The sequence below is a fragment of the Streptomyces sp. NPDC004609 genome (assembly GCF_042873655.1).
In the GTDB taxonomy this organism is placed as follows: Bacteria; Actinomycetota; Actinomycetes; order Streptomycetales; family Streptomycetaceae; genus Streptomyces.
The window spans coordinates 26,311-38,985 of the sequence record NZ_JBIALS010000043.1 but is presented as its reverse complement, the minus strand read 5'-3'; the positions used below and the strand labels follow the sequence as shown (position 1 = coordinate 38,985).

The 12,675-nt window shown below is 72.7% G+C and carries 9 protein-coding genes and 1 pseudogene; 7 read left to right on the top strand and 3 right to left on the bottom strand.

Annotation, left to right across the window (positions count from 1 at the left end; all coding sequences use genetic code 11):
• The first annotated feature begins 31 nt into the window (after positions 1-31).
• From ACFYT4_RS31130 to ACFYT4_RS31105, 6 genes are all read left to right on the top strand, one after another.
• Complete coding sequence (locus ACFYT4_RS31130; RefSeq protein WP_389276491.1) at positions 32-1,483, top strand: VWA domain-containing protein; 1,452 nt, start codon at positions 32-34, stop codon at positions 1,481-1,483.
• Positions 1,480-2,415 (top strand): hypothetical protein, encoded by a 936-nt coding sequence (locus ACFYT4_RS31125; protein ID WP_389276488.1) that lies wholly within the window; start codon positions 1,480-1,482, stop codon positions 2,413-2,415. Before ACFYT4_RS31130 ends, ACFYT4_RS31125 begins: the two co-directional genes overlap by 4 nt.
• Positions 2,412-3,620 (top strand): ABC transporter substrate-binding protein, encoded by a 1,209-nt coding sequence (locus ACFYT4_RS31120; RefSeq protein ID WP_389276485.1) that lies wholly within the window; start codon positions 2,412-2,414, stop codon positions 3,618-3,620. Before ACFYT4_RS31125 ends, ACFYT4_RS31120 begins: the two co-directional genes overlap by 4 nt.
• A gap of 851 nt (positions 3,621-4,471) precedes the next feature.
• Positions 4,472-4,654 (top strand): hypothetical protein, encoded by a 183-nt coding sequence (locus tag ACFYT4_RS31115; RefSeq protein WP_389276482.1) that lies wholly within the window; start codon positions 4,472-4,474, stop codon positions 4,652-4,654.
• 473 nt (positions 4,655-5,127) lie between these two features.
• Positions 5,128-5,502, top strand: coding sequence for a MerR family transcriptional regulator (locus ACFYT4_RS31110; protein ID WP_389276479.1), 375 nt, complete (start codon positions 5,128-5,130; stop codon positions 5,500-5,502).
• Positions 5,503-5,537: 35 nt separating this feature from the next.
• Positions 5,538-6,833 (top strand): MFS transporter, encoded by a 1,296-nt coding sequence (locus ACFYT4_RS31105; RefSeq protein WP_389276477.1) that lies wholly within the window; start codon positions 5,538-5,540, stop codon positions 6,831-6,833.
• An 81-nt stretch (positions 6,834-6,914) separates the two neighbouring features.
• Here ACFYT4_RS31105 and ACFYT4_RS31100 read toward each other — a convergent pair.
• Together ACFYT4_RS31100 and ACFYT4_RS31095 are read right to left on the bottom strand one after the other, a co-directional pair.
• Positions 6,915-7,101: pseudogene (locus ACFYT4_RS31100) on the bottom strand (CGNR zinc finger domain-containing protein); the annotation flags it as partial.
• Between the two features lie 352 nt (positions 7,102-7,453).
• Complete coding sequence (locus ACFYT4_RS31095) at positions 7,454-8,095, bottom strand: endonuclease (protein ID WP_389276474.1); 642 nt, start codon at positions 8,093-8,095, stop codon at positions 7,454-7,456.
• Between the two features lie 744 nt (positions 8,096-8,839).
• On the opposite strand from ACFYT4_RS31095, the gene ACFYT4_RS31090 reads away from it, so the two are divergent.
• Positions 8,840-10,624 (top strand): TerD family protein, encoded by a 1,785-nt coding sequence (locus ACFYT4_RS31090; RefSeq protein WP_389276471.1) that lies wholly within the window; start codon positions 8,840-8,842, stop codon positions 10,622-10,624.
• Between the two features lie 184 nt (positions 10,625-10,808).
• Here ACFYT4_RS31090 and ACFYT4_RS31085 read toward each other — a convergent pair whose 3' ends face one another.
• Positions 10,809-12,254 carry an aldehyde dehydrogenase gene (locus ACFYT4_RS31085; protein ID WP_389276468.1) on the bottom strand — a complete coding sequence of 482 codons (1,446 nt, stop codon included), beginning with the start codon at positions 12,252-12,254 and terminating at the stop codon, positions 10,809-10,811.
• Positions 12,255-12,675 lie beyond the last annotated feature (421 nt).

The window sequence follows — 12,675 nt, the reverse complement described above, 5'->3', positions numbered from 1 at the left end:
AGCGACGACGAGGGCGAGGAGTACGGACACAGTGGACAGAGAAACGCCCGAAGCGGACGAGGCGACCGCACAGGTCGCCGTCGGACTGGAGATCAGCCAGTGGAAGTACCTGTCCAGCGAGGCCAGCGACCCGCAGATGCACGCCATCCTCAGCGTCCAGGTGGACGGCGCTGAGGGCGGTGGCCGCGGCCCGGTGCTCGCACAGGTCCTGGCCGTGGACTGCTCCAGCTCGATGACCTGGCCGCCGGAGAAGCTGCACGCCGCCCAGCAGGCGGCAGCGGCGGCGATCCGGATGCTGTCCGACGGCACCCCGTTCGCGGTGGTCCGGGGCAACGAGAAGGCGGCAGTGGTCTACCCCGACACCCTCGGCATGGCCCGGGCCGACGACCGGAGCCGGGCGGCGGCGGAGCGGGCCGTGCACCGGCTGGTCGCGGGCGGCGGCACCTGCATCGGCGCCTGGCTGGACCTGTCCCATCGGCTTCTGGCCGAGCAGGACGCGCCCATCGGACACGTGCTGCTGCTCACCGACGGCATGAACCAGCACGACGAGCAGATGCCGCTGGCGGAGGTCCTGGAGACCTGCGCGGGGCGCTTCGTCTGCGACGCGTGGGGCATCGGCGACGGCTGGGACGGCCGGGAGTTGCTGCGCATCACCCGCCGGCTGCACGGCAGCGCCTCCTCCGTCCACGAGGAGGCGGCCCTTCCGGCGGAGTACGAGAAGCTGATGGAGCGCCTGCTCACCAAGACCGTGCCCGAACTGGAGATCACCGTGACCCCGACGGCCGGGGCCGCCGTGCGCTACCTCAAGCAGGTCTATCCGACCGAGGCCCAACTGATCCCCGAGGGCGGGACCCAGCGGTTCGTCACCCGAGCCTGGGGCGACGAGACCCGCCGCTACCAGCTGTGCCTGTCCGCCGACCCGGCCGCCCGGCCGCGCCACGAGGACCTCCAGATCGCCGTGGTCACCGTCGAGGCGCCCGGCGGCGCCGAGGTGCGGCTGCCGCCGCCGCAGCCCTGCGTGGTGCACTGGACCGACAACCCCGCGCTCTCCGCGCGGACCGACGCCCAGGTCGAGCACTTCGAGCACCACCAGCGGCTCGGCGAGGCCATCGCGACCGCGACCGACGCGCACCGCCGCGGCGAGCGCGACCTGGCGGAGCGGAACCTCGGCTGGGCCGTGCGGCTCGCCCACGCCATGGGCGCCGATCAGCAACTCGGCAGACTGGCCAGGCTGGTGGAGATCGACGACGCACGAGCCGGGCAGGTCAGACTGCGTTCCGAGGTGACGGCCGTCGACTTCGAGCACCTGATCACCGCGAGCAGCCACAGTACCTACGGTCCCGCGTCCGGCACCGGCAGCGCCACTGATGCCGCGGGACCGGGCGGCGGGGCTGCCGTGCAATGCCCGAGCTGCTCCCACCAGGCGCCGGCCACCGCACGGTTCTGCCCCTCCTGCCGCCACCGCTTCACGGGGCGGCCGTGAGCACCACCGGCCGGGAACTGACCCGCAGGCTCCGGCTGCTGCTGACGCTCGGGGCCGCCGCCACGCTCGTACTGTTCTTCGCCTACCGGGGCGTGCACGACGACACCGTACCGCTGTCGTCGTCGAGCACCCCGGGGATCCTCGCCGTCGACACCGCGCGGAACGCGCTCGGCACGGCACACCGGATCGTCGGCGACAGCGGGCCGGAAGGCGACATGAGCGACGAGTTCCACACCCAGGTCTCGGTCGCCCACCAGAGCCTCGCCCTGACCGCGTCGGAGAACGTCATCGGCGTGGAGGGCCGCCACGACCTGCAGACGATCACCGGGCTGATCGCCGTCTACTCGGGCTGGGTGGAGCGATGGGGCCGGGAGGACCACCAGGCGCTGAGCACCGCCTATCTGCACTACGCGGAACGGGTGCTCGGCCTTGAGTCCGAGCCCGGAACCGACGGGGACGTCATGAGCCGCCTCGACGCCCTGCGCGACAAGCAACTCGACGTGGCCGAGCGGCAGGCCGCGTTCCCCTGGCAGCTGTGGCTCGGGTGGAGCACGGTCGCGGTGCTGTACCTCGCGCTGCTCCTGGCCCTGCTGGAAACTCAGCGGTTTCTGCGGCGGCGCTTCCGGCGCCCCGTGCAGGTGCGGCTGCTCGCCGCCACCGCGGTGTGCGGACTCGGCGTGCCGGTGCTGGGCTGGATCACGTGGACCGCGCAGCGCGCGATGAGCGGGTCCCTCGACGGGATCCGCGTACGGGAGAAAGACCCGGACGGGATTCCCAAGACCGCCGACCAGGTGCAGAGTGCCCTGGCGGATGCCGGTTTCTGGGCGTCGCTGTCCGGCTGGGTGCTGTTGGGAGGGGCCGTGGCGATGGCGCTGACGGTGTGGGGGCTGTGGCCGCGGATCACCGAGTACAGATGGAGGGCACCGCGATGAGACGGCTACGACCCCGCACGGCGGGCATCCTCTGCGCCTGTCTGGTCCTGCTCGGAGCCGGAGTGTTCGCCGGGGTGCGCTGGGCCCAGGGCTGGAAGGGCTCGGTGACGCTGCTCGCCAACTGGAGCGGCGAGGAGCGCGATCAGTTCGAGGAGAACGTCATCGAGCCGTTCGAGAGGAAGTATCGCATCGATGTCGTCTACCAGGGCAGCTCCGCGCTCAGCCAGGTGCTTGCCGCCGACATGGTGGCCGGGAACCCGCCGGACGTGGCGGTGCTGCCCGGCCCCGGCGAACTGCTGGCCTACGCCGTCGACGGCCGGCTCCAGCCGCTGGACGGCCTGTTCGACGCCGGGCACTACGACCGGATCTGGGCGCCCGAGGTGACGGTCCCGGGCCGGGAGGGCCGCAACACGTACTGGCTGCCGGTCAAGACCGGCCTGAAGAGCATGGTGTGGTACTCGGGCGAACGGCCCACCGTGGAGTCGGCGGGCGATCCGGAACGCTGGTGCCTGGGCATGGAGTCGGGCGCGACCTCCGGCTGGCCCGGCACCGACTGGGTGGAGGACATCCTGCTCCAGCAGGCCGGACCGCAGGTCTACGAGAAGTGGGCGAACGGCGGGCTGGACTGGACCCACCCCGCCGTACGGAAGGCATGGATGACGTGGGGCGAACTGGTCGGCGCGGGCCAGGGCCGCGCCGTGCGGGCGCTGACGACCGGATACGGGGAGGACTGCGCGGGCCGGCGCCTGGAGCACCAGGGGTCCTTCCGCGCCGGCCACTGGCGGGCGGCGGGCGGCGACTACGTCCACTCCTCCGAGGTCGTCCCCGACACCGGCCCGGACGCCGGGGCCTGGGAGGTCTCCGGCGACCTCGCGATCCTGCTGGCCCCGACCGAGGAGGCGCGGCAGCTGATCCGCTACCTGGCCGACACCGGCGCAGCGCTGCCGGACCACTCGGCGAACGAGGCGGCGGCGCCGGACAGCGCCCAGGATGCCACCCAGAAGGAGATCGGCGACATCCTGCGCGGCAGGCAGGAGCAGACTCGCTGCTGGGACGCCTCCGACGCGATGCCCCGCGCCATGCGGGACGCCTTCCAGCAGGCGGTGCTGCGCTTTCTCGCCGAACCGGCTTCGCTGGACGCCCAGTTGAAGGAGCTGCAGAAGCTGAGCGTGGAGCAATCCCTGCCGGTGTGCAGCCGCGACTGACCGGCTTTATTCATCGGACGGTCGCGTCCCAGCCGACTTCGATGACCGCGTGCCGGATGCGGATCGCTCGGGTGCGCGACTGTGGGAGGGGCGTGTCCGCAGGGTGCACGGTGACCACCGTCCCAGCGCCGTCCCGGTAGTCGCGGTCCCATGCGCTGATCCCGTCGGGCCCTGGCCTGGGCGAGTACATCGGCCCAGTGGCCCGCAGGCGTGGACGCCGAACTCCCCGACACCGCCGCCGCTCTCGCCGTCAGTACGGATCTCGCGGGCGCACACACGGGCCGGGCGCGGCGACGGTTCCTGCCTTCCGTCGCACTCGTTCCCTTCGGAGACTTCGCTCTGCCGACTCTCCCCGGCCGGCCGCTGCTCATCGGGCTGTCGGTACTAGGGCGTGTATCGAAAGTCCCGCCTGGCCTGCGACGCCCAGCACGCACACTCGCTGCGTTGTCGGAATCACCCAAGTACGTCCAGTACGAGGGCGACCCTCCGCCTTGCGATTGCACGCACCGGACGCCGCAGGCCCCGCCCTCCGGGCGGACGGCGCTACTTTCGATACACGCCCTAGCGGGCCGCCCCGTCCCGGTCATGGTGCTCGCCCTGGCCGGGGCCAGGTCGCCCCGACTGCCGGCCCGATCCCGCACGGTCAGCCGCGTACTGGCACAGGTGGAGGCCGTACGCGCACCCGTACACGCAGGCGCCGGCACTTCACCCGGACCGGGAACGCGCTGATGCGATGAGCCCTTCGCTCACCGCACGTGCGCGGCCCGTACGGCTCATGGGGCGGGCGGCCTGTGGCGCTCGGTGACGGTGTGTCCTTTGGGACGGCACCACTCTCTGCGAGCAGAGCACCAATGGCGTGGGAGTTCGCGCGGATGCGGGGCGCCCGGCTGCTGGACGAGGTGATACCGGCGCTCGGCACACCCGCCGGGATCGCGGTGGAAATCGCCGGCGGGGAGGGCGCGAAGCTGATTCAGCCCGCGCCCGTGATCGTGCCGGACGCGGTGGCCGTACGCACCGAGGGCAGGAGCCGATGACCGGCGCCGGGACCTGAACGTCAACAAGGAGCGAGCGTCCAGCAGATCACCAAGGGTTTGCGCGCGGCGGTCGCCGAGCTGCGGGAGGCAGGATCGGGCTCGGGTGCGGTCCTCGGCCAGAGCCTCTCCGAGCTGTCCATGACGGGGATGGAGGCGGGCCACCACGGTCTCGCCACCGACTTCGAGGACTTCTGCGAGCGGTGGGAGTGGGGCATGCGGGCCCTGGTCCAGGACCCGGAAGACGGGACCGCTTCGCGATGGAAGCCCGGGCGCGGAGGGTGGAATGGAGGGAAACGACGCCATCGGACCCGGCGGTCAGCCGGTGGCGGGGTCGGTCGTGCCCATGGCAACATCCATGCCCCCTTCAGCCAGGCCGGGGGCTGCCTGGATCAAGACCGGACACAGCCGGGCCCGGCGTACCGGAGGTACTGTGAACCTTCACGTCTGTGTAAGGCATCTCGGGAGGGGTGTGAGTGAGGATCGGTGAATTGTCCCGGCTGGCCGGAGTCAGTGTGCGCGCGCTGCGCTACTACGAGGAGGAGGGCCTGATCCGCCCCGCCCGTTCGGGCAACGGCTACCGCGACTACTGCGAGGGTGCGGACGAGGTGGTCCGGCAGATCCGGGGGCTGATCGACTGCGGCCTGCCCACCCGGATCATCCGTGACATTCTGCCCTACCTCGACGGGCCGGTCGATCTGCTGCCGCCCGTTCCGTGCGCACAGATGCTCGACCAGGTCGCCGCCGAACGTGAACAGCTCGACCGGCGCATCCACTGCCTCGTGCGGAACCGTAACGCTCTCGACGCCTATCTGAAGGCGGCGCGGAGGGCGGCCGGAGACTGGGCTTGACCCTCACGTAAGCGTGAGGGTTTTACGGTCTGGCCATGACATCGACGACGTGCCCATCCCCGCTCGAGACGCTTCCCGCGCCGACCCCGTCGTGGCCGCTCGGCGGCCTGCTCATCCTCTCCGGCGCCGCCTTCATCACGATCCTGACCGAGGCGATGCCCGCCGGGGTCCTGCCCGGTATGAGCGAGAGCCTCGGGGTGACAGAAGCCCGCGCCGGACTCCTCGTGACCGTTTACGCGCTGGCGGCCGCCGTCACCGCCATCCCGATGACCGCCTGGACCCTTGCCCTGCCCCGCCGCACCCTGCTGCTCGCCCTCCTACTCGGCTTCGCCGCCACCAACGCGGTGACTGCTGTTTCGGCCGACTTCGCCGTCACTCTGGGGGCGCGGGTCGTCTCCGGCGTCTTCGCAGGCGTTCTGTGGGCGATGGTTCCGGCGTACGCGGCCCGCCTCGCTCCGCATCGCGGGGGCAAGGCCATCGCCACGGCGCTCGCGGGCATGACCCTCGGGCTCTCGCTCGGCATCCCGGCCGGCACCCTGCTCGGAGAACTGATCGGCTGGCGCGGGGTGTTCCTTGTTCTGACCGGTCTCGTACTGGTGCTGGCCGGAGTGGCGCGGTGGCGACTGCCGCAGCTCCCGGGGGCGTCGGCCGGAGGAATCCGGAAGGTCCGGGGCATTCTCGCGACGATCCGCACGCCCGGTATCGTCGCCATCAACGCGGCCTCGATCGCCATGGTGCTCGGCTTCTACGTCCTCTACACGTACATTGCGCCCTTCGTGGAGCGGGCGGAGCTCGCCGTCTCCACCGGTGTGGTGCTGTTCGTCTTCGGGCTCGGCTCGACGGCAGGCGTGTGGATCGCGGGGGCCGCCGCCGACCGGTGGCTGCGGGGCTCGACGCTGGCCCTCCTGACCCTCGCGGCCCTGTGCCTCACCGCTCTCGCTCTCTTCGGCGGCAGCACGACGGTCGTCCTCACGGCCGCGGTCCTGTGGGGCGTGACGCACGGTGGCATCCCCGCGCTCATGCAGACCGCGGGCGTCAGGGCGGCCCCGCAAGCCCCGGACACCGCCAACTCCCTCTGGGTGACCGGCTGGAACATCGCCATGGCGGGCGGTTCCCTCCTCGGCGGCGCGGTCCTCGCGGGTGTGGGCACCACGGCTCTGCCGTGGACGGCGGCCGGGCTCCTCGCGGTCTCCGCCCTCACGGTCTTCCTGGCCCGCCGGAACGGCTTCCCGCGCACGGACCGCCGGGGAGCGTCCGACGGCTCGGGTCAGGAGGGCGGATCCGCTGTCATTCCCGGCGGGAATCGGGCGGGGCGCGCCAGTAGGAACTGACGAACTCCCCGGGGGAGCCGATTGCGTCGTTACCGCCCGGGACGGGCGTCCCGGGCGGGCGGCGGGCAGATCACCGGGCCGTCATGGTCCGCTTGGTGATCTTGACGAAGAGGCATCGGCCGCGTCCTCGTCCGCCGGGTCGTGGTGGCCGTTGCGGCGGGCGTAGGCGCGGGCTGCGCGGACGCGGTCGCCGCAGCGTGTGGAGCACCAGTGCCGACGGCTGCGGCGGAGGAGGAACCGGTTGCAGGGGGGAGCCGCAAGCGGTGAGAATTGGCCCGGCGTCTACTCGGCCGTTCCACCAGTCCGGGGCTATGGTGTGTCCTTTACGGCGGCTGCTGGAGGGGTACCGGGGCTGACAGCCGCCCACACACACCGCGGCCGTCACACCCACCGTGACGGCCGAACCTCCCTGCGACGGTTGGGCGATGCCCGACCGGTGCCGACCGCCGCTTTTCCGTCGCCGGCCCGGGCACGGTGTGCCAGCCGACGGATTCGTCCACGGCGGGCAACGCAGGCGCTCCGATGGGGGCGGCGGACGGTTGCCCCAGGCTTCCGTCGGCCGCCGTCCGGTCGCCGTGATGCCCGGCGTCTGCCCCCGGCTCCCGTCGCCGTTCGCGGTCTCAGCCGGTCCTGAGCAGGTCGCCGGCGGCTTTTTTGGAGAGCTCGACCCGGACCAGGGCGGCAGCCAGTTTCGGCAGGTCGTCGGTGGCGACGAGGCGCGCGAGGACTTCGGGCTCCGTCGGGAGCCCGAGCCCGGCGGCGGCGTGGCGGGCCCGGCCGTCGAACGACGGGCGCAGCTCGGGCCACACGCCTTGTGCCTCCCGGCAGAAGATGTCCGCCCCCACCGGCCCGATCCGCGGGACCTCCCGCAGCAACTCCCGTATCCGGGCCGGGTCCCCGCCCGCCTCGTCGCGCAGCCGCCGCAGGTCTCCGCGGTACCGGTCGAGGACGAGTGAGGCCCCGGCACCCAGCGCGGTCGCCGTGCTCTCGTCGTAGCGCCGGTAGTGTGCGCGGCCGAGCGCGTCCACCCGGTCCTGCCAGGAGGCGGCCGCCATCGTCTGTGGTGTGCGCATCCCGGCCTCGGACAGTTCGCGGGCCGCGGCCACCGCGATGTCGGCCTTGATACGGATCGAGAACAGCACGCAGAGGGTCAGCAGCCGGTACAGCGGCGCAGGTGTGTTCCGCAGCCGGATGCCCGCTTCCTCGGCGTGGGTACGCCCGTACTCGTTCATCAGCCGCCGTACGGTCGTGCGCTGCGTCACGACGGACCTCCTCCCGGTCGTGCGGTCGGGGCGGCGACGGCCCGCGGGCCGCCTTCCCCGGCTCGGTGGTGAAGCGTTCCGGGCGGCTGGCGGCACGCGTTTCGGCGATGTCGCGGGCGGAGGGCCGCGCGTCGTCGAAGGACCCTCGGCGGTCGACGAGGGCGGCCCGGCGGACGACCGCGCGAGCCGGTCCGACGGCTCGGCCGTCGCGGAACAACCACGGCGCCTGTCGATACCGCGCGGGTGGTCCCGCGGCCCTCACGGCATCCTCCGCACACCGTTCACGGTGGCGGGCTCGCCCAGCGGTCACCCGGCTTCACCATCCATGTTCCCGCCATTCACCCGCGCGGACCACCTGCCGGCCGCGGCGGGACACCGGATCACCCTCGCTCGCCCCGGCGGGCGGGGCGTTCTCGTCGACGCTTCCGGACGCTGAACAGCCACTCCTCCCGCCCCGCCTGCCGTCGTGAGGTCGCCGGAATTCTCCTTCGGGCCGCAGGGGCGAACGTGCCCACGGCCGTTGTGCCCGGCCGTCCGCGACGGTACGGCCTGGGCGTGCCGCACATCCCCGGCCCCGGTTCCTTCCGCGTCCCCGGGATGCGCGCGGTGCGGTAGTGACAGAATCGTGCCGGGGAGGGATGCACCATGGGGTTCGGTTTTCGTGTCGGTGTACCGGGGATGAGTGTGCGGGTGTCGACCCGCGGGGTCCGGGTGTCCGTCGGGCCACACGTGGCCCGGGTGGGTGTGGGAAGCGGGGGAACCCGGTTCTCGTCCGCGCTGGGGCCCCTGCGGGTGTCCTCGTCGCCGCGCCCCCGGGGATCCGGGAGCCCCGCGGGACCTCCGGGTCCCGCGCGTGCGGGCACAAGTACCCGGCGTACTCCGCCGGTCCGCGATGTCGCGCCGTCGGCCGAGGAACTGGACCGGGCGCGGCGGCGGGCCGAGCGGGCGGAGCAGGAGGCGCAGCGGGACGCGGCGATCGTCGAGTTGCAGCAGTTGTGGCAGCGCATGACGAACGTGCATCTGCAGAACTTCCCGCCGGCCCGCCCGCCCGTCGTGGCCGGGCCGCCGGAGCTGGGGCCGGAGTGGGCGCGCGCCGAGGCCGAGGCGTTCCATCTGCGGGGGATCGGCATGTTCGCGCGTTCCGAGCGGACGGCGGGCAGGGAACGGGCGGAGCGGGACGCCCCCGTGTATCTGGTCGACCAGCGGTCGCGCCTGCGCAGCGCGCACGAGCAGCTGATGTCCGAGGCCGACGAATGGTGGCGGGCGCTGACGGGCAATGACGAGGAGACCGTCTGCGAGGCGGTGAACGCGGCGTTCTCCGACAATCCGGCCGCGGGCTGCGCCGTCGGCGTGGAGGGCTCGGTGATGTCCGTCGTGATGCGGCAGCAGGACCTCGACTCCCTGCCGACGCAGGCGCCGGGGCTCACCCCCGCAGGCCGGCCGACGCTGAAGGATCTCAACAAGCGGGAACGCACCGAGCGGTGGCTGACCGTCATGGGCTCCAACGTGATCGCCACCCTCAAGGAGGGGTTCGCGACCGCTCCGGGCATCACCGCCGTGAATCTGGCCGTACTGACCCGGATGCCCGAGACCCGCCGGCTCGGTGTGGTGGCGTACGGCCGCTGGACACGCCGGGCCGTCGAGAGCGTGAGCGGCCACGGGGCCGACGACGCGCTGCGGTTCCTGGACATCGGCGAGGACGTGCTCTGCTCCGTCAGGAGAACCGCGGCCGGGAACATCTCCAGCACGGTCAGGCCCCTGGACACCCGTGGGCTGCCCGGCCTCCAGGAACTGCTGGACCACGCCGAGGACGATCCGGACCCCGGTGCGTCCACCCTCGCCCATCTGGACATCGGGCTGCGCGACCGCCCCTCGTACGGTGATACCGAGCCGCCCTCGGACCCGTACTGGATCATGCCGTTCGCCCAGTGGCGGGAAGGGATCGTCGCCTCACCGACGGCTCCCACGGTGGTCATGCAGCGTCAGGTGCCCGTGTCGCTCGTCCCGGGGCAGACCCTGACGCTTCCGGAGGAGGCGTGGCAGGGGCTGCTGATCGCGTTCGCCTTCGCGGGAGCCGACGCCGATCTGACGCTGTTCCTGACCGACGGCGACGGACGGGTCGGTGGCGACGAGGACTTCGTCTTCTACAACCAGCCGTCGGCGGCCGCGGGCGCGGCCCGGCTGCTGGGCAGGCACACAGAGGGCCCGGACACCGTCGAGAGCGCGACCGTTCATCTGGCCGCCCTGCCCGCGGGGGTCCGGCGCGTCGCCGTGGCGGTCAACATGAACGTCGAGTCGGACCACACCTGCGCCGCCCTCACCCACGCTTCACTGCGCATGGAGTGCGGCACCGGGGCCACCTGGGCGTTCCAGCCGCCGAGCGACCCGGACGTACGCGCCATGGTCGTCGCCGAGCTCTACCGGCACAGCCGGGACGGCCTCCCGGTGTGGAAGATGCGCGCGATCGGACAGGGCTGGGCCGAGGGGCTCGACGGCCTGGCCCGTGCCCACGGTGTCGACGTCCAGTAGGCAGCACCGCACGGGGTGAACGGGCGCGGCCTGACGCCCCGTGGAGCGGCCCGGCCGGAGAGGCCGGGCCGGAGCGGGTCACCGGCGCGGACACGTGCTGCCCGGGAGGCCCATGGGCACGTACCCGTCCCGTACCGGGCCCGGAGGGTCCGCCGGCCCCGTGGGGCCGGGCCGGCGGAACGGGTCACAGATAGACGGTCTGCGACTGCTGGTACGAGGCCAGCCCCTCCGGGCCCAGTTCGCGGCCCAGCCCGCTGGACTTGATGCCTCCGAACGGCGCCGCGGGGTCGGGGATGTAGCGGTTGACGCCGATCGTGCCCGTACGGACCCGGCGGGCGACCGCGGCACCGCGCTCGGGGTCGGCGGTCCAGACGGTGCCGCCGAGACCGAAGTCGGAGTCGTTGGCTATCCGGACGGCGTCGTCGACGTCGTCGTAGGGGATGAGCGAGAGCACCGGGCCGAAGATCTCCTCGCGGGCGATGACGGCGCCGTTGTCGACGTCGGCGAACACGGTGGGCCGGACGAACCAGCCGCGGTCCAGGCCCTCGGGGCGCCCGCCGCCGGTCGTCAGCCGTGCTCCGCCGGCCCGTCCCCGGGCGATGAACGACTCGACGCGTTCACGCTGGCGCGCGGTCGCCAGGGGCCCGATACGGGTCGCCGGGTTACTCGCGTCCCCGACCCGCAGGGACTCGGCCAGTGCGGTGAAGGCGTCCACGACCTCCGGGTAGCGGGAGCGCGGGGCGAGGACACGGGTACCGAGGAAACAGGTCTGGCCGTTGTTGAGGAGCGTGGCGCCGAACAGCCCCTCGCCGATCCGCTCCAGGTCCAGCTCCGCGTCGTCCAGGACGATCGCCGCGGACTTGCCGCCCAGCTCCAGGGTGACCGGGCGCAGCAGGCGCCCGCAGGTCTCGGCGACCGAGCGGCCCGCGGCCGTGGAGCCGGTGAACGCCACCTTGTCGACACCGGGGTGCGCGACCAGATGCGCGCCCGCCGCACGGTCCGCCGGGACGATGTTGACGACGCCGGCCGGGACACCCGCCTCCTCGGCCGCCTCCGCCATCAGAAAGGCATCGAGGACGGTCTCGGGCGACGGCTTCATGACGAGCGTGCATCCGGCCGCCATCGCGGGCGCGAACTTGAACATGGAAAGAGCCTGGGGGAAGTTCCACGGCACGATGGCGGCGACCACGCCGACGGGTCCCTTCCGGACCTCGATCGAGCCGCCGAAGAAACCGGCCCGGGTCTCCTCGAAAGCGGCCTCGCGCGCGAGCCCGGCGTAGTAGCGCAGGACCGCGCTCGGATAGCCGACCTCCAGCTGACGGGCGACCGCCACGGGCATGCCGTTCTGGGCGCTGACCCGCTCCACGAAGTCGTCGGCGCGCTTGTCGATCGCGAGAGCGAGCCGCTCCATCACCTCGGCGCGCCGCGCCGGCTCCCAGTCGCTCCAGCCCCCGGGCTCGTCGAAAGCCCGGCGCGCGGCGGCCACCGCCGTGTCGATATCGGCCTCGACACCTTCCGGTACCTGCCCCAGCGGCTCCTCCGTGCTGGCGTTCACCGGCACGATCACGCGGTCCGTACGGGGCCGGACCCATGCGCCGCCGATGTAGAAGGAGTCGTAGCGAAGTCCCATGACCGGGCTCCTCGGTTGCTTGACATGACGGGTGGACGGCTCGTGGCAGGGCGGGAGCTTCCGTCGAGTCTCGCAGTGTGGGAACAAGGCGGGAAATATCGATTCGCCGATGATTGAGACGTCCGGGGTCTGGATCCGGGCCGGGTCGTTCACCGCCCGGAAGCCCGGAAGCCCGGAAGCCCGGAAGCCCGGAAGCCCGGAAGCCCGGAAGCCCGGAAGCCCGGAAGCCCGGAAGCCCGGAAGCCCGGAAGCCCGGCCGGTCCCCGGTCGCCACTGCCCGATCCGCCGCTCCGGCGAGGCCCGTGCCGCCCCGTCGCCGTACCCCGGACCCGGGCGGCCCGCCCGCCCGATTCGTTCCGTGCGACCGGATGGCCTGCCCGGTCCGCGCGGCCCGGCCGCCGCCGTCAGGGGCGGACGTCGG